At 40.0% G+C, this 19,760-nt stretch carries 22 protein-coding genes and 1 other annotated feature; of the genes, 16 read left to right on the plus strand and 6 right to left on the minus strand.

From position 1 onward, the window contains the following. Complete coding sequence (locus tag AC0VYJ_RS08615; protein ID WP_475367175.1) at nt 1–1,191, minus strand: NAD(P)/FAD-dependent oxidoreductase; 1,191 nt, start codon at nt 1,189–1,191, stop codon at nt 1–3. Between the two features lie 109 nt (nt 1,192–1,300). Between AC0VYJ_RS08615 and AC0VYJ_RS08620 the strand changes: the two genes are divergently transcribed. The 4 genes from AC0VYJ_RS08620 to AC0VYJ_RS08635 are packed head-to-tail and all read left to right on the plus strand — an operon-like array spanning nt 1,301 to nt 3,166. Then, on the plus strand, nt 1,301–2,218 hold the full coding sequence (locus AC0VYJ_RS08620) for an NAD-dependent epimerase/dehydratase family protein (RefSeq protein WP_475367176.1): 918 nt from the start codon (nt 1,301–1,303) through the stop codon (nt 2,216–2,218). A gap of 16 nt (nt 2,219–2,234) precedes the next feature. Beyond that, on the plus strand, nt 2,235–2,789 hold the full coding sequence (locus AC0VYJ_RS08625) for a DinB family protein (RefSeq protein WP_475367177.1): 555 nt from the start codon (nt 2,235–2,237) through the stop codon (nt 2,787–2,789). A 44-nt stretch (nt 2,790–2,833) separates the two neighbouring features. Next, nucleotides 2,834–3,010, plus strand: coding sequence for a ComZ family protein (locus AC0VYJ_RS08630; protein ID WP_194221184.1), 177 nt, complete (start codon nt 2,834–2,836; stop codon nt 3,008–3,010). A gap of 12 nt (nt 3,011–3,022) precedes the next feature. Continuing rightward, on the plus strand, nt 3,023–3,166 hold the full coding sequence (locus AC0VYJ_RS08635) for a hypothetical protein (protein ID WP_159782169.1): 144 nt from the start codon (nt 3,023–3,025) through the stop codon (nt 3,164–3,166). A 31-nt stretch (nt 3,167–3,197) separates the two neighbouring features. Here AC0VYJ_RS08635 and AC0VYJ_RS08640 read toward each other — a convergent pair whose 3' ends face one another. Beyond that, nucleotides 3,198–3,551, minus strand: a complete 354-nt coding sequence (locus AC0VYJ_RS08640) for a YppG family protein (protein WP_475367178.1) — start codon at nt 3,549–3,551, stop codon at nt 3,198–3,200. 178 nt (nt 3,552–3,729) lie between these two features. On the opposite strand from AC0VYJ_RS08640, the gene AC0VYJ_RS08645 reads away from it, so the two are divergent. The 3 genes from AC0VYJ_RS08645 to AC0VYJ_RS08655 all read left to right on the plus strand — a co-directional run bounded on the left by AC0VYJ_RS08645 (nt 3,730) and on the right by AC0VYJ_RS08655 (nt 7,901). After that, nucleotides 3,730–4,668, plus strand: a complete 939-nt coding sequence (locus tag AC0VYJ_RS08645; protein ID WP_283152355.1) for a beta-ketoacyl-ACP synthase III — start codon at nt 3,730–3,732, stop codon at nt 4,666–4,668. Nucleotides 4,669–4,699: 31 nt separating this feature from the next. Next, a complete protein-coding gene (gene fabF, locus AC0VYJ_RS08650) occupies nt 4,700–5,938 on the plus strand; it encodes a beta-ketoacyl-ACP synthase II (protein WP_475367179.1) in 1,239 nt (412 codons plus the stop codon). Nucleotides 5,939–7,154: 1,216 nt separating this feature from the next. Next, a complete protein-coding gene (locus AC0VYJ_RS08655) occupies nt 7,155–7,901 on the plus strand; it encodes a YjbA family protein (RefSeq protein ID WP_194221188.1) in 747 nt (248 codons plus the stop codon). A gap of 95 nt (nt 7,902–7,996) precedes the next feature. On the opposite strand, the gene trpS is transcribed toward AC0VYJ_RS08655, so the two are convergent. Together trpS and AC0VYJ_RS08665 are read right to left on the minus strand one after the other, a co-directional pair. Then, on the minus strand, nt 7,997–8,986 hold the full coding sequence (trpS, locus tag AC0VYJ_RS08660; protein WP_475367180.1) for a tryptophan--tRNA ligase: 990 nt from the start codon (nt 8,984–8,986) through the stop codon (nt 7,997–7,999). Between the two features lie 60 nt (nt 8,987–9,046). Continuing rightward, nucleotides 9,047–9,273, minus strand: a binding site (T-box leader). 53 nt (nt 9,274–9,326) lie between these two features. Continuing rightward, nucleotides 9,327–9,698 (minus strand): DUF3899 domain-containing protein, encoded by a 372-nt coding sequence (locus AC0VYJ_RS08665; protein WP_430242111.1) that lies wholly within the window; start codon nt 9,696–9,698, stop codon nt 9,327–9,329. Nucleotides 9,699–10,160: 462 nt separating this feature from the next. On the opposite strand from AC0VYJ_RS08665, the gene AC0VYJ_RS08670 reads away from it, so the two are divergent. The 6 genes from AC0VYJ_RS08670 (at nt 10,161) to AC0VYJ_RS08695 (ending at nt 16,691) form a co-directional block, all read left to right on the plus strand. Further along, nucleotides 10,161–11,846 (plus strand): peptide ABC transporter substrate-binding protein, encoded by a 1,686-nt coding sequence (locus tag AC0VYJ_RS08670; protein WP_430242110.1) that lies wholly within the window; start codon nt 10,161–10,163, stop codon nt 11,844–11,846. Nucleotides 11,847–12,022: 176 nt separating this feature from the next. Beyond that, nucleotides 12,023–12,952, plus strand: coding sequence for an oligopeptide ABC transporter permease (gene opp3b / locus AC0VYJ_RS08675; protein WP_430242108.1), 930 nt, complete (start codon nt 12,023–12,025; stop codon nt 12,950–12,952). Nucleotides 12,953–12,957: 5 nt separating this feature from the next. After that, on the plus strand, nt 12,958–13,980 hold the full coding sequence (gene opp3C, locus AC0VYJ_RS08680; RefSeq protein ID WP_226613129.1) for an oligopeptide ABC transporter permease: 1,023 nt from the start codon (nt 12,958–12,960) through the stop codon (nt 13,978–13,980). Between the two features lie 11 nt (nt 13,981–13,991). Continuing rightward, nucleotides 13,992–15,062, plus strand: coding sequence for an ABC transporter ATP-binding protein (locus AC0VYJ_RS08685; protein WP_283152350.1), 1,071 nt, complete (start codon nt 13,992–13,994; stop codon nt 15,060–15,062). Continuing rightward, on the plus strand, nt 15,055–15,987 hold the full coding sequence (locus AC0VYJ_RS08690) for an ABC transporter ATP-binding protein (RefSeq protein ID WP_475367181.1): 933 nt from the start codon (nt 15,055–15,057) through the stop codon (nt 15,985–15,987). Before AC0VYJ_RS08685 ends, AC0VYJ_RS08690 begins: the two co-directional genes overlap by 8 nt. Before the next feature lie 305 nt (nt 15,988–16,292). Further along, nucleotides 16,293–16,691, plus strand: a complete 399-nt coding sequence (locus AC0VYJ_RS08695; RefSeq protein ID WP_475367182.1) for a hypothetical protein — start codon at nt 16,293–16,295, stop codon at nt 16,689–16,691. Here AC0VYJ_RS08695 and AC0VYJ_RS08700 read toward each other — a convergent pair. Next, nucleotides 16,688–17,224: an HD domain-containing protein gene (locus AC0VYJ_RS08700; protein ID WP_475367183.1), complete on the minus strand. Its 537-nt coding sequence runs from the start codon at nt 17,222–17,224 to the stop codon at nt 16,688–16,690. The genes AC0VYJ_RS08695 and AC0VYJ_RS08700 overlap by 4 nt on opposite strands. 178 nt (nt 17,225–17,402) lie before the next feature. Between AC0VYJ_RS08700 and AC0VYJ_RS08705 the strand changes: the two genes are divergently transcribed. Continuing rightward, entirely contained in the window at nt 17,403–18,611 is a 1,209-nt protein-coding gene (locus tag AC0VYJ_RS08705; RefSeq protein WP_430242101.1) for a putative glycoside hydrolase, read from the plus strand. An 83-nt stretch (nt 18,612–18,694) separates the two neighbouring features. Here AC0VYJ_RS08705 and AC0VYJ_RS08710 read toward each other — a convergent pair whose 3' ends face one another. After that, nucleotides 18,695–18,874, minus strand: coding sequence for a hypothetical protein (locus AC0VYJ_RS08710; protein WP_475367184.1), 180 nt, complete (start codon nt 18,872–18,874; stop codon nt 18,695–18,697). 156 nt (nt 18,875–19,030) lie between these two features. Here AC0VYJ_RS08710 and AC0VYJ_RS08715 point away from each other — a divergent pair, with 156 nt between their 5' ends. After that, nucleotides 19,031–19,594, plus strand: coding sequence for a GNAT family N-acetyltransferase (locus tag AC0VYJ_RS08715; RefSeq protein ID WP_303534834.1), 564 nt, complete (start codon nt 19,031–19,033; stop codon nt 19,592–19,594). A gap of 33 nt (nt 19,595–19,627) precedes the next feature. Then, nucleotides 19,628–19,756: a hypothetical protein gene (locus AC0VYJ_RS08720; RefSeq protein ID WP_255462008.1), complete on the plus strand. Its 129-nt coding sequence runs from the start codon at nt 19,628–19,630 to the stop codon at nt 19,754–19,756. Nucleotides 19,757–19,760: the final 4 nt, after the last annotated feature.

Consider the following 19,760-nt stretch of genomic DNA (forward strand, 5'->3'; position numbering starts at 1 on the left):
TTACGATCGATTCAATCGTGTTATTTCCATGGCTGGATGATGATCATACAAAATAAGATCTTTTAGTATTTCGGCACCAAGCATGCTATAAACCGTCCCGTTTCCACCATATCCTAACATGAAATAGACACCCTCGTACTTTGGGTGTTTTCCTATGTAAGGTAGCCCATCTTTTGTGGAACCAAATATGGCGCTCCATTCATATGCGATTGACGTTTGGATAGAAGGAAACATTTCATGCAGTTTAGCTAGCAATAGCTGTCCTTGTTGTTCGAGTTTTTCTTCTTTTTTGAGATTAGAATCAAGTCCACCAATGAGGATGCGATGATCAGCAGTCGTCCTTAAATAGTAATAAGGACGATCGGTTTCCCAGATAAGGGCTTGATTGTGCCAACCAGGAAACTTCGGTATGGGTTCAGTCGCAATGGTATAGGTGCGCTCGAGTAGTGCGCCTTTTGTTTTGGCAAACTCCTGCGTACCGTAACCCGTTGCGTAAATCACATGTTTTGCCCGAATTTCTCCTTTTTCAGTCTCGAAGATTAAATTATTTTTATTAAATTGATGAGAGAGGATCTCGGTATGCTCAAACACTCTTAATCCTAGTTCTCTGGCGCCACTTGTAAGGGCAAGTGCGAATTTATACGGATTTACTTCCGCTTCACCTTTCGTATAGATCCCTGCAGGAGCTGTGAAGGAGAAGAGACTTTCGATGGCGTGACGATCAATATAATCTGCTTCAAATCCATGATGTGTTAAAGCTTCGTATTCTTTCTTGAGTTTCTTTACATGATGATCGTTGCTTGCGAAATAAAGGCTTTCTGCTCGTTTAAATTCAGCTGATTCACTTAAAGAGCCTGCAACCTTTTCTAGTTCGTCTATTGCCTTTAAGCAAAGTTTATAAAAATAAACAGCCTTCTCTTTCCCGAATCGATCGATCAAATCTACAAGCATAGCATCATTAGAAAATTGAAGAAGGCCAGTATTCGCCGAAGTACTTCCAGAGCCGATCGTATCTTTTTCTATTAAAACAGTGTCAACATGATAGTCAGCAAGCGTCTTTGCCAGAATACTTCCCGACATACCACCGCCAATGATTAGGACATCACAGTTGATGGATGAAGTGAGTTCAGGAAATGTAGGGGGCTCTGCTACAGTTGTTGGCCAGAATAAATTTCCGTGGTGAAGCTGCATGAAAGTATCCTCCTTAAAGGGTTTGGTAACTTAAGTTAGACAAATGATATCCTTCTTAGAATGGTCAGATGGGATGAAAAGTATTCGATCTAAACAGAGGTGAAAACTAGTGAAGAAAGCATTTATAACAGGGGCATTGGGATTCATTGGCTTTCATTTAACAGAATTTCTACTAGGCAAAGGGATTGAAGTAGTAGCAATTGATAATAAATTAAATACCCTAAGAAATGCTGAATATGAAATGAAGGAAATGATGTTACTTCGAAACGCTAATTACAAACAAATCAACAGCTCTTTAAGTGAAGCTTCTCTTACCCAGATTTCCGAAGAATGTGACACGATTTTTCATCTTAGTCATCCAGGGTTTGAACATGTTCGCGGCTCTAAGATGATCGAGGAAGGATTACAGAACACAAGCAAGGTCTTACAAGCATCCAATGGAAAAGTACTCGTCTACTTATCGAGCACGGAAGTTTTCGGAACACGTTACGGACAAATTACAGAAAAAACACCTCTTCACCCTACAACAATGTCGGGCAAGTTAAACGCTGAAGATGAACAAGTTTTATTGAAGTCTGATCAACGAGATTGTGTTGTAAAAGTACTTCGAGCACCGCTTGTTTATGGACCTTGGCAACCTACTCAGTATGTTTATCAACATTACTTTCTAACTAAAAAGCTACCATCATCGTATGAAAATGAGGGGAAGAAATTTCATCATGATGCGGTTTATGTAAGAGATGTGTGTTGGGCTTTGTATCAAGCAGGATGTCGAATCGATCAATCAGAATCGTTCAATCTAACAAGTGGAAGAGAAGGAGAATGGCAAACCGGAGTCGAATGGTGTATAGAAGATCCAAAGGAAATGCGTTATCAGAGTAATTTAAAGTGCAGGGTTTCTAGCAAAGAATGTGCCAATAAGCTTGGGTTTAAGAATGTGACACCTATTGATGAAGGATTGCATCTGCAACGATTGCATACGGAGAAAATGATGGCGATTGATCCTTCGATTTATTTGACTGATTGAGAAGGGAAGATGATGAATGATCGAAAAGACGCTTGGTAATTATGATGTCCACGATTCCTCTCATGGGCTTCAAGCTTTAAAAGAAACGAGAGAAAAACTCCTTTCGATGGTAAGTGACGTTGAATTTCAGGAACTTCACTATGGGTATTCAAGTTTTCCTACAGTTGGAGCTTATATACTACACATTGCACAAATTGAGCTTTGGTGGGTGAAAAATGCCCTTATGGGAGAAAGCGTGACAGAGGATGAAAAAGAGCGATATTACTTTCAAGAGGAGCAAGTGATCTCTAGTCCTGATGATAAAGATCTTTCCTGGTTTTTAGCTCGCCTTGCAGAGGCGCGCGACTTGATAAAATCTTATTTCAATCATCTATCTGATGTAGAGTATCGAAAACCAGGACCTGAAGTTACGATTAATGGAGAGGTGCACCGTTACTCTCCTGAATGGATCATAAGCCATTTAATCGACCATGAAGCTTACCATAGAGGACAGGCTGCGATGGTATTAAAGATGGTTTCTGGACAGCGGGAAGATTGGGAGCATTTCAATACACCGTATTTGTCGTTATAATAGAAGGGAGCCGTACTGGCGAAAGTAAATTAGGAGTGAATGAAATGGATCAAAACATGAAGTTTATGCAAATTGCAATGAAGTATTTACCTGAAGCGAAGCAGTCGCTTGGAGAACAAGAAATCGAATTAGATCTTGAAAAGATGCAGCCATTGCTTCAGCTCTTTCTTAAGGCTATGGAAGATGCTTATGAGCTCGGGAAGCAGGATGCACAGGAGTAAGGAGAGAGTACTATGGGCCGTAAAGCTTTCTGGATCTGGTTTGTCCCACTAGGTGGTTTGTTAATAGGAATATTGATTGGTAGTTTTAGCTTAATGGTCATATCCGGAATTTTACTATTTATAAGTGCAGGAAGCATGTTGTTTCTTTCTAAATGAATAGAAGAGACGTGGAAACACGTCTTTTCTATTATTTAACGAATAAATTTAGCAATGAGCCCATTTGCTTCACCATCGGCGTAATTTGTTGAACGGTATTCATCATTTTAGGAAAATCATACTGCCCATTTTGCTTTTTAAATTGATTCATAAATGGCTGTCCGCCCTGGTATCCTTGCTGAGGATAGTATGGATGATAGGCTTGCTGGTAGTAAGGGTGTGGATAGTAGGGCTGTGGCTGTTGGATAGGTTGCTGAATAGGCTGTTGATAATGCTGTGACTGATAGGGGTCATATGACGGATAAGGTGTGAAAGGCTGTTGCTGATAGTGATGATATCCAGGCTGTTGGTGAAAATAAGGCTGTTGTTGATTATACGGATACATCTATCTATCCCCCTTCGTTCAAGTTTACTTATGTTTAGTTTATGAATGTCACGCAAGAATGGTGAGTGCCACCAAGAAGCAGTTAGGTAGACAAACGCACACTTATGAATTAAAATTAGTACCAGCTACTAAAGATTGGTTTTAAGTTAGAAAATATCCTATAAAGGGGAAATTCATGATGAACGCTGGTTTAGTAGGTGTAGGACATTATGTACCTGAACGTGTATTAACCAACCAAGATTTAGAGAAAATGGTTGATACATCTGACGAATGGATCCGCACTAGAACAGGAATAGAAGAAAGAAGAATTGCAGACGATGATATGAATACATCTGATATGGCTTATTTAGCTTCAAAAAAGGCCCTTGAAGATGCTAATATAAAAGCGGAAGACTTGGATCTTATTCTAGTTGCCACAGTTACTCCGGATTATCCATTCCCATCAGTAGGCTGTTTGCTTCAAGATAAACTTGGTGCAACGAATGCAGCAGCGATGGATTTAAGTGCGGCTTGTGCTGGATTTATGTATGGCATGATTACAGCTGGTCAGTACATTAATAATGATACTTATAAAAACATCCTAGTAGTTGGTGTAGAGAAACTTTCGAAAATTACTGACTGGGAAGATCGCAACACAGCCGTGCTATTTGGAGATGGAGCAGGTGCAGCAGTAATTGCGCCAGTTACAGAAGGAAGAGGTATTCTCTCATTTGAACTAGGTTCAGATGGAGCTGGAGCTAAACATCTTTATCAAGAGCCGAATGGTTTTATGGCTATGAATGGTAGAGAAGTATTTAAGTTTGCCGTTAGACAAATGGGGCAATCAGCGATTAACGTAATCGATAAAGCTGGTTTAACGAAAGAAGATGTGGATTTCCTTATTCCTCACCAAGCAAATATTCGCATCATGGAAGCGTCAAGACAGAGACTTGAACTTCCGATTGAGAAAATGGCGACAACTGTTAAGAAATACGGTAATACGTCTTCATCCACGATTCCAATCGCACTTTCAGAGGCGATGGAGGAAGGCCGCGTTAAGGAAGACGATGTGGTTATTCTTGTTGGCTTTGGTGGCGGTTTAACATGGGGAGCAGTTGCCCTAAAATTAGGACGTTAATGAGTAGTAGAGAAAAAGGAGCGCTGGTAAAATGAAAAGAAGAGTAGTTATTACTGGGTTGGGAACTGTTTCTCCACTCGGAAATTCGGTAGATGAAACGTGGACAAATATAGTTAACGGTGTTTCTGGGATTAATCCACTAACACGATTAGATAAAGATCAATTTGCAGCAAAAGTATCAGGTGAAGCTCTAGAATTTGATCCTGAAAATTTCATGGATCGTAAAGATGTTCGAAAAATGGACCGTTTCACTCAATTTGCCGTTGCAGCTTCTCAAATGGCAGTTGAAGATGCTGGATTGAAAATTACTGATGAGAATGCTGAAAGAGTCGGTGTTTGGATCGGTTCTGGTATTGGTGGTATGGAAACTTATGAATCACAATTCCGCACATTTATGGACAAAGGCGCTCGTCGTGTAAGTCCATTCTTCGTGCCAATGATGATTCCTGATATGGCTTCTGGCCAGGTTTCGATCATGCTTGGTGCAAAAGGAATTAACTCATGTACAGTGACAGCATGTGCTTCAGGAACAAACTCCATTGGTGATTCTTTCAAGGTGATTCAGCGTGGAGATGCTGATGTTATGATTACTGGTGGTTCAGAAGCACCTATCACAAGCATGAGCGTAGCTGGATTTGGCTCAATGAAGGCTTTATCTACTAATCCAGATCCTGCATCAGCAAGTCGTCCATTTGATGCGAATCGTGATGGGTTTGTTATTGGTGAGGGTGCAGGAATCCTTGTCATTGAAAGTCTTGAATCTGCTGAAAAACGCGGCGCTAAAATTTATGGAGAAATTGTAGGGTACGGTTCAACAGGTGATGCATATCACGTTACGCAACCGGCTCCTGAAGGGGAAGGCGGCGCACGTGCAATGCAACAGGCAATCGATGATGCTGGCCTTACTCCTGCTGACATTGGGTACATCAATGCCCATGGGACAAGCACGGATTATAATGATAGGTATGAAACAGCAGGGATTAAGTCGGTCTTTGGAGAGCATGCTTATAAGCTTGCGGTTAGTTCAACAAAGTCAATGACTGGTCATTTGCTTGGCGCTGCAGGCGCGGTTGAAGGGATTTTCTGTGCGAAGGTGTTAGAAGAAGGAATTCTCCCACCTACAATCAATTATGAAACGGCTGATCCAAACTGTGATCTCGATTATGTACCAAACCAAGCACGTAAGGCTGAAGTGAATGCTGTCATGAACAATTCACTTGGTTTTGGTGGTCATAATGCGACATTGGTGTTTAAGAAATTTGTAAAGTAGATAGGTTGTAGCCCCCTGGGAGATTTCCCAGGGGGTTTTTGTGTTTAGGTGGAGTGGGCAGGGTCTTGGCCACTTCACCTTTTAATTCGTACACGAAGGGCGTGTTCTTTTGATAAGGGTCAAGTGCCTGCCGTGTCTAACCGCCCACTTCCGCTTTTCGTGTCTAGCTACGACTCGCAGAAACTGCGATATTTCACTCTTTCACCAGAACACAAAGGGCGTGTTCTAGTTCAAGAGCTCCAATATCTCCGTTTCTAAACGCTCGTCTCCGCTTTTCGTGTCTAGCTGCAGTGGGCAGGGTCTCGATCGCTTCACCCCATAAAATGAACACAAAAACCGTGTTCTTTTTATGGGCCTCCAGCGCTTGTCGCCCCTAAACGCCCACTTCCGCTTTTCATGTGTCTAGCTGCGCGGGCCAAATCCTCCGGCTGTTTCGCCCAATCGAATGAGACAAAAAGCGTCTCAGTCTCATGGGCTCCAACATCCTGCGGATTTAAGCAGGCCCGCTTCGCTTTTCAGTCTAGCTGCGACTCGCAGAAACTGCGATATTTCACTCTTTCACCAGAACACAAAAAGCGTGTTCTAGTTCAAGAGTTCCAATATCTCCGTTTCTAAACACTCGTCTCCGCTTTTCGTGTCTAGCTGCAGTGGGCAGGGTCTCGATCGCTTCACCCCATAAAATGAACACAAAAACCGTGTTCTTTTTATGGGCCTCCAGCGCTTGTCGCCCCTAAACGCCCACTTCCGCTTTTCGTGTCTAGCTGCAGCCTCCAGACCCTCGGTCACTTCACCTTTTCATCCGAACACAAAGACCGTGTTCAAATGAAAAGGCTCCAGTGCCTGCCGGGTCTAAACGGAGGCTTCCGCTTTTCATGTGTCTAGCTGCGACTCGCAGAAACTGCGATATTTCACTCTTTCACCAGAACACAAAAAGCGTGTTCTAGTTCAAGAGTTCCAATATCTCCGTTTCTAAACACTCGTCTCCGCTTTTCGTGTCTAGCTGCAGCCTCCAGACCCTCGGTCACTTCACCTTTTCATCCGAACACAAAGACCGTGTTCAAATGAAAAGGCTCCAGTGCCTGCCGGGTCTAAACGGAGGCTTCCGCTTTTCAGTGTTCTATTAATCTTTTCTTAATAATATACTTATCATGGAATAATTTGACTTGGTCCTGACTATACTGTTTTTACAAACAGTAGCGAAGTGAGGGGTAGCCAGATGTTGTATTTGCGAGATGTTTGGGTGAATTGGTTTGAAGGTGAAGAGAATGGGTACAATGTTTGCAATTTTCATGAATGGCGAAAAGATGATTTTATTGAGTTGCTGGATCAGGTGCCTGTTATTAAGGTGGAGTCACTCCTGTATCATTACATTGAGAATGATTTGACGGAGCTTCCGGAGAGTTTACTTAGTGATGTTTTTCAACAGAGCTATATACGTAAAAATAATGAACGATCACCTTTAGAGTATTGCTTCTTGGCTACGGACGGCAGAGGGGTTATTGTCATTGATACATTAGGGTATAAGATTCCGATTCGAAAAAGTCGAGTGATACCTAGACAAGAAAAAGCAGTTTATGAAATGGTGGCAGATGTTGAAGCTATCAGTTATCCGTTTGAATCAGATCAACCTTTGAAAGAACATCATATTCTTTCTCCAGGACCAGACATTATGATGGGACTTACTAGAAAAGAAAGACAGTTGAAACAGCTTTTGTTTATGGCACTAGACCAACTGTATTCGAGTGGTAACTCGGCTGAAATACGCTATTGGTTCACAGAATGTCAGCCGAAACAGTATGTGCAAATCCAAAGTATGGAAATGGACGAGGCATGGGAAGGGCTATATAGAGAAGTGAAGGCAGGTTGGTCAGCTAAGCATGAGCAAATCTGTGAGCGAATCATCAAAGGGCAGCCGTATTTTGAAAAAATATGGGAACTTGAAAAAGGAACACACGTGAATTAACGAAAAGGCTTAGATCTATCGTCTCTCAATTAATGACTATTATTGATTTGGATAAAGCAAAAGGAAGGTTGCCCAGTGCAACCTTCCTTTTTTCTTTATCTTCTTTTTCTTTCAAGCCCCATAGCACGTTCTGCTTTTGTAAGCATTTTAGATGCTTTACGGTTCGCTTTCTCCGCCCCAAGATCAAGGATGTCATCTAGTTCAGAAGAAGAAACGAGATCATTATAGCGATCTTGAATAGGTTTTAACATCTCAGCGATTACTTCACCAAGCTCCGCCTTAAAGTCACCATATCCTCGACCTTCATATAGGGATTCAATTTCTTCAACGCTTTTACCTGAGCAAAGAGAGTAAATCGTAAGCAGGTTAGAGATCGCTGGTTTGTTTTCTTTGTCGTAACGGACAACTCCATCTGAATCAGTAACCGCACGCTTCACTTTTTTAATAATAGTAGATGGCTCATCAAGCATTGAAATAAATGCATTTTGATTGGAGTCAGACTTACTCATTTTTTTAGAAGGATCTTGTAGTGACATGATTCGTGCCCCGACCTTAGGAGTGCGCGCATCTGGCATAACGAAAATGTCATTAAATTTACGGTTAAAACGCTCAGCAAGATTACGAGTTAACTCAATGTGCTGTTTCTGGTCATCTCCAACAGGGACAATCTCTGTACCGTAAAGAAGAATATCAGCAGCCATAAGTGGGGGATACGTAAGTAAACCTGCGCTTACAGCTTCTTTTCCAGTTGATTTATCCTTAAATTGGGTCATGCGCTCTAATTCACCTATATAAGAAACGCATTGTAACATCCATGCTAGCTGAGCATGAGCTGGTACTTCAGATTGAATGAAAAGTGTTGATTTTTCAGGATCAATTCCTGAAGCAAGGTATAATGCAGCAAGACTCCTTGAATTCTGTTTTAAAGCCTGTTTTTCTTGAGGTACTGTAATTGCGTGCTGGTTTACAACGCAGAAATAACATTCATTCTCATCCTGAAGATCAGTAAAATGCTTCATTGCTCCAAGATAGTTCCCTATTGTTAATGTTCCACTCGGTTGAATACCCGAAAAAATAACGCTCATTGTGTGTTGCTCCTCTCATTTTCTATAAAAGCATACAAAAAGGCCCATTCATCCCTTAATGCTAGGGACGAATGGACCGTGGTGCCACCCTGCTTATCCAGTAAGTCTGGATCACTTATGGTATTAAATACCGCTAGTGATAACGTGAATGCTCACGCCAATGCCTACTAAAGTCTTCAGCAAAGGGGCTCAGAAGTCCATTCCAAAAAGTGTGATACCTATTTCCACCAACCATAGGCTCTCTATAAATCACATCAGTTTGTACTACTCTTCATCTTAGCCGTTCTGTATCCTTCTTCTTTAACTAGTATAGCGCAACTAAATCATCGCATGCAACAAGTTAGCTACTTACAAGAATGATGGAAATGATAATAGTGAGTATGACACAAAACCCGCCTGCCATTAAGAGTGGATAAGTGATTGGGTTATCATAATCAAGCCTGTAATGGATTTCGGAAGTATCCTCCTCAATCATTTGTCGCTTAGCCGTATTTCTAAAATACCGCTTAAATGAATAGACAATCCCGTCAAAAAACCCCGTTTGAACAACGTGAAGAGCAGCACCAATAAGTACCATAGCAAGTGCAATCATAAAGAGAATATCTGATATGGATTGGATGCCAAGGCCTCCGTCAGAAGTAAATGAGATGATCGTTGACGCGGTAATCGCAAGCACAATTAAGATACCTGATTTTAAAGTAAGTGATTTCATAATAGCCCCCATTTTCTTTCTACTATCAAGTATAAAAAAATAAATAGTCTAGAACAATATAAACGAGGTAGAAATGTGTAACGGTTTAACACATCGTTTACATTTCAGAATATTTCGCGATATGAATACAGTATACACCAAAGTATACTATATACTTTTAGGTAAGGGGGGCTAAGTAGATTTTCATACATTTCACTGTAAAATATCAAATGTTACCCAGAAACCAGAGAATTTATACCAGGACTAAAGAACTATTTTTTGTTATGCAAACGTAATTGTGGCGCGGTTTTTGTAAATGAGTGTAAAAATAACGTATGCAAAATAATTAGAAAACTTGTATAATACGAGTTGTGGGCGAAACGAATCAGATTATTCTCGAGTGAATAGTTAGATAATTTGATGAATTCCGTCATGCGGATCACTAGCTTTTATAGCTACATATTTTAAGGGAGGTCACACAGCATGAAGAAATCAAGATGGACTCTTGTCCTATCTCTTGTGCTTGTATTGAGCGTATTCCTGTCGGCTTGCGGCGGCGGCTCAAACAACGGGGGGAACAGTGGTGGAGAAGGCGACGGAGAAGGCGGTTCTGCTGAACAAGTACTTAACTTAGTAGAAACAGCTGAAATTCCTTCAATGGATACTACACAAGCTACTGATAACACATCTTTTAAAGCAATGAACCAGGTTTTCGAAGGACTATATCGTCTTGACGAAAATAACGAGCCTACACTTGGTATGGCTGCTGAAGAACCAACAGAAGAAGAAAAAGATGGTGAAACTGTTTACACATTTACAATTCGTGACGATGCTAAATGGTCTGACGGATCAGATGTAGTAGCAGATGACTTCATCTATGCATGGCATAAAGCGCTAAACCCAGATACAATTTCTCCTTACGCTTCTATGTTTGGTACTGCTGGAATCAAAAACGGTAATGCAATCATTACTGAAGGCGATCCACTTTACGGTAAAGTAGAAGAGCTTGGAGCTAAAGCAGTAGATGAGAAAACACTAGAAATTACTGTTGAAAACCAAGTGCCTTATTTTAAAGCACTACTTACTTTTGCGACATTCTATCCACAGCCTAAAGCATTTGCTGAAGAGCAGGGTGAAAAATTTGCACTAGAATCTGAAACAATGCTTTACAATGGACCATTCGTATTTGCTGAGTGGAACCACGGTGAAGGCTGGACTTACGAAAAGAACGCTGAATATTGGGATGCTGACACTGTAAGTCTTGAAAAGATTACGACTAAAGTAGTGCAAGATACAGCTACTACTGTAAACCTTTATGAAACTGGTAAGATTGATCGCGCTGGTCTTTCTGCAGATTTCGTAGATCAATTCAAAGATAATGAAGAATTTTCTACACTAGTAGATCCAACAATGTACTTCATGCGTATGAACCAAGAAAATGAAGCACTAGCTAACAAAGATATTCGTAAAGCATTGTACCTTGCATATGACCGTGAAGGACTTGTAAATGTACTTCTTAATAACGGATCAATTGCTGCAAAGTATTTCGTACCTAAAGACTTTGTAAAAGGTCCTGAAGGTGATGACTTCCGTGAATTTGCTCCAGACGGCTTCTATGCTGACCAAGGAGAAGATGAAGCGAAAGAAGCTTGGGAAGCTGGACTTAAAGCACTTGGTACAGATTCTGTAGAACTAGAATTCCTAACTACTGATAACGAGCTTGCTGCTAAAATCGCAGAATATGCAAAAGATCAGTTTGAAACAAAGCTTGATGGTCTTACATTAACAATCAACAAACAGCCTTGGAAGCAGTTCCTTGAGCTTGAAGATTCTGGCGACTTTGATATCTCAACTGGCGGTTGGGGACCTGACTATCCAGATCCAATGACGTTCCTTTATATGTTTGAAACTGACGGCGCTTATAACCGCATGGGCTACTCTAGCGAGAAGTATGACGAGCTAGTTTCAGGAGCTAAGAAAGAAACAGATGAAGCGAAGCGTTGGAAAATGATGCAAGACGCTGAGAAAGTTCTAATGGAAGAGGATATTGCGATTATCCCAACTTACCAAAAAGGTAACGCAATTCTACAAAAAGATTACGTTAAAAACTTCTATGTACACTCATTTGGAGCTGATTCTTCATATAAGTGGGTTAAGATTGAAAAGTAATTTTGGATTTTCAGGAGAGTATATGTCATCCTGACATATACTCTCTTTTTTACCTGTAATAAGAAATATGTCGAAACGATAGCTAGAAGTGAAATAGATAGAAAATTTTTTCTAGTGAAATTCCATTTTTCGACTTATACTATATAAGCAGGTATCTTTTGAGGAGGTTGGTTGTAGTGGGACGTTATATTGGCGGAAGGATCATTTCAATGTTGATTACCTTCCTAATTATTGCTTCGCTAACATTTTTTCTAATGAAGCTTCTCCCTGGTACACCGTTTAATAACCAGGATAAGCTTACAGAAACACAAATTGTGCAGTTGAACGATAAATATGGTTTAAACGATCCAGTTCCTGTACAGTACTTTAATTATATGAAAAACTTATTATCAGGTGATCTCGGTGTTTCCTTCCAGCAGGATGGCCGTGAAGTGTCAACAATTATCGGTGAACGTATTGGACCTTCAGCTTATTTAGGACTTCAATCACTAGTAGTTGGAACTATCATTGGTCTTTTTCTTGGAATTATTGCAGCATTAAGACACAATTCGTTCTTAGATTATGGAACGATGGTTATCGCAGTTCTTGGTATTTCAATTCCGAACTTCGTTATCGCTGGCCTTATGCAATACTGGTTGGGTGTTAAGTGGCAGTTGTTACCAGTAGCTTACTGGGATGGCTTTGCTTATACAATCATGCCAACCATTGCAATTGCTTCGATTGTTGTCGCAACAATAGCTCGTTTTATGAGAACAGAAATGCTAGAAGTTCTCGGTCAGGACTATATTACAACAGCGAAAGCAAAAGGCTTAAGTAGCACAGCGGTTGTTATTAGACATACAATCCGTAATGCTTCTATACCTATCATTACTATTATGGGACCACTGGTTGTAGGTCTAATGACAGGTACTCTAGTAATTGAGCAAATCTTTGTCATACCAGGACTTGGTGAGAAATTTGTTAACTCGATTTTAACAAACGATTTCCCAATTATTATGGGTACAACGCTTTTCTTTAGTTTGCTATTTATAGTTGTGATTTTAATAGTAGACATTATGTATGGGATTATTGATCCACGAATTCGTCTAGCGGGAGGTAAGAGTTAATGAGTATGAAACAAGAAAAGCTACATGATATCTCAGACGACATGTTTCAACCCGCTAAAATTGATTCTTCTGAAAACGAACAAATAGCACGTGAAAGTACAGGATTTTGGAAAGATGCGTGGAGAAGATTAAAAAAGAATCCAGGGGCTATTACCGGACTTGTTATCATTATTGCCATTATTTTATTGGCGATTTTCGGACCTGGAATGAATGAACACTCATATTCGCAGCAAGAATTAACGAGAGCGAAGCTTCCTGCTAAAGTTCCAGTCCTTGAAAATATTGATTTTCTAGGAGTTAACGGAGTCGATATTCGCGGAACTGATCAGTATGAAGCTAAAGGCTATGAAGACGAATACTTCTGGTTCGGTACGGATGAATTCGGCCGAGATCAGTGGACACGAGTATGGCAGGGGACGCGAATTTCGCTATTCATCGCTGCAGCAGCAGCCTTTATTGATTTTGTAATTGGTGTCGCATATGGTGGTATTTCTGCCTATTATGGTGGGCGAGTTGATAACATTCTTCAGCGTATTATTGAAGTTTTAGTAGGTATTCCAAATCTAATATTAATTATTCTATTTATTTTAATATTTGAGCCTGGAATATTCTCAATTATTCTCGCACTTTCGGTAACAGGGTGGATAGGAATGTCGCGTATTGTTCGAGGACAGGTTTTAAAACTTAAAACTCAAGAGTTTGTTCTCGCTTCTCGTACTTTAGGAGCTACTAGTGGACGAGTAATTGGGAAACATTTAATTCCAAACGTACTCGGACAAATTATTATTACAACAATGTTTACAATTCCAAGTGCGATTTTCTTCGAGGCATTCCTAAGCTTTATCGGCCTTGGACTACGACCTCCTGAAGCCTCACTTGGTTCCATCATTAACAATGGATTTAAGAGTCTACAAATTTATCCGCATCTTGTGCTATGGCCATCAATTATCATTTCATTGATTATGATTGCCTTTAACCTTCTTGGTGACGGCCTTCGAGATGCATTTGATCCAAAGCTACGTAAATAGGGGGGATTAGAATGGAAAAGATTCTAGAAGTGAATGATTTGCACGTCTCCTTTGATACGTTTGCTGGAGAAGTACAAGCCGTTCGTGGAGTAAACTTCCATTTAAATAAAGGTGAAACATTAGCAATTGTAGGAGAGTCTGGATCAGGGAAATCTGTAACATCGAAAGCCGTTATGCGCTTGATTCCAAATCCTCCTGGACGTATTAAAGAAGGTGAGATCAAGTTCGGTGATCGTGATCTTGCTCAACTGTCCGAAAAGGAAATGCAAAAGATTCGTGGATCTGAAATCTCAATGATTTTCCAAGATCCAATGACTTCACTTAACCCGACCATGACTATTGGGAAGCAAATCATGGAAGGTCTAGTGAAGCACCAAAATATGAATAAATCAGAAGCGAAGGAACGTGCGATTGAGCTTTTGAAACTTGTTGGTATTCCGAATGCAGAGGGAAGAGTAAATGAATTCCCACACCAATTTTCAGGTGGTATGAGACAGCGTGTGGTTATTGCCATTGCTCTTGCATGTAACCCTCGTGTTCTTATTGCAGATGAGCCGACAACAGCTCTGGATGTTACAATCCAGGCTCAGATTCTTGAGCTACTAAATGATCTTCAAGAAAAAATGGGCACGTCGATTATCTTTATTACTCACGACCTTGGGGTTGTAGCTAATATCGCAGATCGTGTAGCGGTTATGTATGCAGGTAAAATTGTTGAAACTGGAACTGTAGATGAAATTTTCTACAACCCTCAGCATCCTTACACATGGGGACTTCTTGGTTCAATGCCAAGTCTAGACTCAACGGATGAAGAGCTTATTGCTATTCCAGGATCACCGCCAGATTTACTTGATCCACCTAAAGGTGACGCATTTGCTCCGCGTAATCCATACGCAATGAAGATTGATACAGAAATGGAGCCACCGTTGTTTAAGATCTCAGATACGCATTATGCAGCAACGTGGCTATTGCACGAGAAAGCACCTAAAGTAGAACCGCCTGCAGCAATTAAAAAACGTATGCAGGGAATGGCTCCAAGTGAGCCGATCATTGGCGCGAAAGATGGTGGTAAGAATGTCTAGTCAAGAAAAACTCCTAGAAATTAAAAACTTAAAGCAGCATTTTAAAGTAGGTAAAAGCACAGTAAAAGCTGTTGATGGCTTAACATTTGATATTTATAAAGGTGAGACGTTCGGTCTAGTTGGAGAGTCTGGTTGTGGAAAATCCACAACTGGACGTACCATTATTCGCCTATACGATGCAACTGACGGTGAAGTTCGATTTAATGGAGAAGATGTCCATGGAAAGAAATCTGCGAAAGAACTTAAGAAATTTAATCAAAAAATGCAGATGATCTTCCAGGATCCATACGCTTCTTTAAATCCGAGAATGACCGTTTCTGATATTATTGCTGAAGGCATTGATATTCACGGTCTTGCAACGTCTAAGAAAGCTCGTATGGACAAAGTAGTTGAGCTTCTTGAAACAGTAGGATTGAACAAAGAGCATGCGAACCGTTACCCTCACGAATTTAGTGGCGGGCAAAGACAACGTATCGGGATCGCTCGTGCCCTTGCCGTTGATCCAGAATTTATTATTGCGGATGAGCCTATTTCTGCTCTAGACGTTTCGATTCAAGCACAGGTTGTTAACTTGATGAAGAAACTTCAAAGAGAAAAAGGCTTAACGTATTTGTTTATTGCGCATGACCTTTCTATGGTGAAATACATTAGTGATCGTATTGGTGTTATGTATCGTGGCCAAATCGTTGAGCTTGCTGAAAGTGAAGAGCTTTATCGAAACCCACTACATCCTTATACGCAGTCTCTTCTTTCTGCGATTCCACTTCCGGATCCGGAGTATGAGCGTTCTAGAAAACGTAAAATTTATGACCCAGATAAGCACCTTCCTGAAAACGGAGAAGAACGAGTTCTTCGTGAAGTAGTGGAAGGACACTGGATCGCTTGTACTGAAGAAGAGTACCAAAAGTATCAAGTAACAGTTTAAAAGGTAAGGACCTCATTTCAACTGAAATGAGGTCCTTTTTTAGTGCTTTTTATGACGAAATTTTATGACTAGATAACCTATGTAGAGTAGAATTGGGACAATCAGAAATCCTTTTACATAAAGGGATAAGTCAACGGGAAGCGAATAGTCTACTAAAATAAGTCCGCACAGAATAAAAGTAGAAATAAGTAAACTAAGTTTTAATTTGTTCATAAACTCTCCTTTCAGAAAAGCTATAGTTACTTTGTTCGTTTTACTGAGATACCTTTTTGAAAGTATACAAAGCAAAATAGAGGAGGGTCCATATGATTTTTTACACTTACAATTGCGAATTTGATGAAGAAACGCTAGATTCGATTAGATCAGAAAATATGGCAAGGTTACAGTTACGGCCTTCTTCTCATTCTATCGTATACTTATTTGAAGAAAAAGAACAAACCGTAGGATATGTTTGGATTGAAACATTTGAAGATTACGCAGAGGCCGTGGAATTTTTTTATAAAGGCAATGAAAAGAAGAGGTGGGGTTTGTACGAATTTATCGTTCAATTGGCTTATAAGCAGAGAAAGCAGAGGATTATTATGAGTGTTCCTAATAGTGAGTATGGAATGACTTTTGTAAAGAAGTGGGAAGGGGAGATAAGGGAAAGGGATGGAAAGGATTTACACATTGAGATCCCTTTCCTGAGCTATAGTGGATCTTAAACACTTTGCTGCCACTCATTTTGATTGTTCAAGCTTTGTTCAATCAATTGATCGAGTGCAGCGAGCTCATTTCTCGCTTCTTCTTCAGAGATGACTTTATAATGGTGGTTACCACCAGGTTCTTCGTCCGCTTCATCAGCCATTGCAACTACTTCTTGAAGAGCGTTACGGTTTACAGTTCCCATGAAGTAGGAATCCGTGTGGAATAGGATTGCGACGGCAATTTCCTTTGCTGAAACTGGATTTTCACCAAGTCGTATCAGCATTTTGTGAGCTCGCTCAGCCCCTTTGATTGCATGAATGTCATTCTGTTTATATAAGTTATAATCCCATTTTCCATTTCGGTACCATGTATAGTGACCAACATCATGAAGTAATGCTGCTTTTGCAGCAAGATCAGGATTGACATCGTGTTCACTTGCGAAATGATAAGCGTGTTTGGCCACATTAATCGCATGAGCCAATCCAGCGCGTTTTAAATACTTTCGTGCAAATGGTAGTTGATAAATATCAGTTAGTGTTACGTTTCTCATGGTTATGGCCTCCTCACCAATCTAAATTTATTTTTCTAAATATCATACCATTTGATAAAAAATAAAGCAATTTATATCGTTCACGAAAAAGACATGAGAAATTTTACTGGAAGTTCTTTCAAAGAGCGTATATTCATCTTATAATAGAGGAGGCAAACTAATAAAGGGGAGAGAAGCTGTGCGTATTTTTAATGTGGGGTTGAAAGGCCTGCTCGCGTCAGTTTTGCTTTTTTCTGTTTTCGGGCAATCGGTACAAGCAGATGAAGCATTATCAGCGACAAATCTTAAAGGGATTGAGACAGAAAAAAAGGAACTAACGTTACCAGATCGACTACCAAGATTCGTTTATGATTCTGGTCTTGATTTCGAATATCCTGATGCAGTTCGAGGTATTTATGTAACAGGGAATTCAGCAGGTGGAAGTCGATTCAGTAAGCTCACAGAATTTGTGAACTCTACAGATTTAAATGCAATGGTCATCGATCTTAAAGATGATTTTGGAAATCTTACATATGAACCAAAGAAGGATTCTCCATTAGCAGAGTATGAGATTGGCAAACCTTATATGAAAGATCCTCGCAAGGTTTTAGAAGAGATGGAGAAAAACGAGATCTATCCAATTGCGAGAGTAGTTGTATTTAAGGATACAGTGCTTGCAGAAGCAAGACCAGAGCTTTCATATAAAGAAGGTGGTTCGGTTTGGAAAAATGGACGTGGAGAAGCATTTGTTAACCCATTTAAGGAAGAGGTATGGGATTACAATGTTGAAATTGCAATTGAAGCAGCTAAAATGGGCTTCAAAGAAATTCAATTTGATTACGTCCGTTTCCCAGAAGGGTTTGAAACACGTGAAGACACATTAGAATATTCGATGGGCAAATATGCTGATATGGATATGGATAATGTTCAAAAACGTGTGCAGGCTGTAACGGACTTTGTAGCATATGCGAATTCGAAGCTTGAGCAGTATGATGTTGATGTATCGGTTGATATTTTTGGTTACTCAGCAACGATTCCTGAAGCGCCTGGTATCGGGCAGAATTTCTCTAAAATTTCTAGTAACGTTGATGTTATTTCATCTATGATTTATCCAAGTCACTGGGGATCCTATTTTGGAATTTCAAAGCCTGATTTGGAACCGTATAACTTAATAAATGAGTATGCAAAAGTAGAGAATGAAGTATTAGGCAAATTGGATGATGCTCCTACAAGTCGTCCATGGATTCAGGATTTCACTGCAAGTTATCTTGGTAGTGGGAATTACTTGAATTACGGAAAGGCGGAAGTAGAAGCCCAAATTAAAGCCTTGAAAGACAATGGTATTAATGAATATCTACTTTGGGACGCAAGCAATAGTTATACAAAGAATGTCGACTATACACCGTGATACGTAAAGAAAAGGATTGCCTCTGAAGGCAATCCTTTTTCTCTATATACGATTCCCTTCCCGCGAACGCTCAATGCGCTGATTTAGAATGAATCTTTCGTTAATTTTCTCCAATTTTTCTGACTATCTTCTAAAGGGTGTTGGAAGGAGGATTTTTGTTTAGAAAAAATGAAACGGCCAGATGCATTTAAGAAGATAGCAATAAATGCTGTGAAGCTAATGAGTAGAATAGCGAGCATGATAAACTCAGTAAAAAAGTTCATTTCATTCCTCCTTAGCCTGTTTGATATTAGTGTACAGTATGTTTACATAACTGAGAAGAGGGGAAAATAACTACTGCCTTATCTAGCTTAGCACTATTTTACTGGATAAATGTGTTATACTATTAGTGACGAATTAATTTAAAAGGGAGTAGATCAATGAACTGGTATGAGAAGCTGAAGCAATATTTCCCCATTGAAGAGATGAAATCAAAAGAGCATATGGACTTACTGCTTGAAGAAAAAGGTGACATTTACAATAAGGACGAGGGACCGCACCATGTTCTAATGTATGCCGATCTTCCTGATTTCATATTCGTGGATTATATTTTCGTTTCCAAGGATGCCAGAGGTCAGGGGCTAGGAAAGAAATTAATTGAAGAACTTAAAGAAAAGAATAAGCCAATTATCCTCGAGGTAGAGCCTGTTGATTATGATGAAACGGATACTGAAAAAAGACAGCGCTTTTATTTGAGAGAAGGATTTAAACACGCGAAGTCAATTGGCTACCGAAGAAGATCTCTTGCTACAAACGAGATCAATGAAATGGAAATTCTTTTCTGGTCTCCAAACGAAGCTGGTGAGAAAGAAATTTACGAAGCGATGAAGCATACGTATCAGGAGATTCATACTTACAAAGATATGCAGTTGTATGGTGAGTCTTATCAGCCTGTCGAAGAAGTGCTGAGTCTTAAAGAAGATAAGGAACTCATTGAAGAGTAAGAGTATTGTTTTCGATCAGGAGGGAACCTTCTTATGAAGAATCGTGAGAAGAAAAAGCAAAAGAAGCGCGAATGGTTGAAGGATTTATTGAAACGACGATGGAAAACCTGGAAACCGCAGTCTTCGAAAGAGCCCGCCTCAAATACGAGAACATCTGCATAAAAAA

This window comes from Anaerobacillus sp. 63XJN7_5_ISO-PGPR-S23-430 (genome assembly GCF_056173695.1).

Excerpts from the sequence above, each read along its gene's own strand:
- AC0VYJ_RS08690 (WP_475367181.1), top strand. The coding sequence starts at position 15,055 with ATGTCTAGTCAAGAAAAACTCCTAGAAATTAAAAACTTAAAGCAGCAT.
- AC0VYJ_RS08640 (WP_475367178.1), bottom strand. The coding sequence starts at position 3,551 with ATGTATCCGTATAATCAACAACAGCCTTATTTTCACCAACAGCCTGGA.
- AC0VYJ_RS08695 (WP_475367182.1), top strand. The coding sequence starts at position 16,293 with ATGATTTTTTACACTTACAATTGCGAATTTGATGAAGAAACGCTAGAT.
- AC0VYJ_RS08665 (WP_430242111.1), bottom strand. The coding sequence starts at position 9,698 with ATGAAATCACTTACTTTAAAATCAGGTATCTTAATTGTGCTTGCGATT.
- AC0VYJ_RS08710 (WP_475367184.1), bottom strand. The coding sequence starts at position 18,874 with ATGAACTTTTTTACTGAGTTTATCATGCTCGCTATTCTACTCATTAGC.
- fabF (WP_475367179.1), top strand. The coding sequence starts at position 4,700 with ATGAAAAGAAGAGTAGTTATTACTGGGTTGGGAACTGTTTCTCCACTC.
- AC0VYJ_RS08630 (WP_194221184.1), top strand. The coding sequence starts at position 2,834 with ATGGATCAAAACATGAAGTTTATGCAAATTGCAATGAAGTATTTACCT.
- AC0VYJ_RS08700 (WP_475367183.1), bottom strand. The coding sequence starts at position 17,224 with ATGAGAAACGTAACACTAACTGATATTTATCAACTACCATTTGCACGA.
- opp3C (WP_226613129.1), top strand. The coding sequence starts at position 12,958 with ATGAAACAAGAAAAGCTACATGATATCTCAGACGACATGTTTCAACCC.
- AC0VYJ_RS08645 (WP_283152355.1), top strand. The coding sequence starts at position 3,730 with ATGAACGCTGGTTTAGTAGGTGTAGGACATTATGTACCTGAACGTGTA.
- trpS (WP_475367180.1), bottom strand. The coding sequence starts at position 8,986 with ATGAGCGTTATTTTTTCGGGTATTCAACCGAGTGGAACATTAACAATA.
- AC0VYJ_RS08670 (WP_430242110.1), top strand. The coding sequence starts at position 10,161 with ATGAAGAAATCAAGATGGACTCTTGTCCTATCTCTTGTGCTTGTATTG.
- AC0VYJ_RS08715 (WP_303534834.1), top strand. The coding sequence starts at position 19,031 with ATGAACTGGTATGAGAAGCTGAAGCAATATTTCCCCATTGAAGAGATG.
- AC0VYJ_RS08625 (WP_475367177.1), top strand. The coding sequence starts at position 2,235 with ATGATCGAAAAGACGCTTGGTAATTATGATGTCCACGATTCCTCTCAT.
- AC0VYJ_RS08615 (WP_475367175.1), bottom strand. The coding sequence starts at position 1,191 with ATGCAGCTTCACCACGGAAATTTATTCTGGCCAACAACTGTAGCAGAG.
- AC0VYJ_RS08685 (WP_283152350.1), top strand. The coding sequence starts at position 13,992 with ATGGAAAAGATTCTAGAAGTGAATGATTTGCACGTCTCCTTTGATACG.
- AC0VYJ_RS08635 (WP_159782169.1), top strand. The coding sequence starts at position 3,023 with ATGGGCCGTAAAGCTTTCTGGATCTGGTTTGTCCCACTAGGTGGTTTG.
- AC0VYJ_RS08720 (WP_255462008.1), top strand. The coding sequence starts at position 19,628 with ATGAAGAATCGTGAGAAGAAAAAGCAAAAGAAGCGCGAATGGTTGAAG.
- AC0VYJ_RS08655 (WP_194221188.1), top strand. The coding sequence starts at position 7,155 with ATGTTGTATTTGCGAGATGTTTGGGTGAATTGGTTTGAAGGTGAAGAG.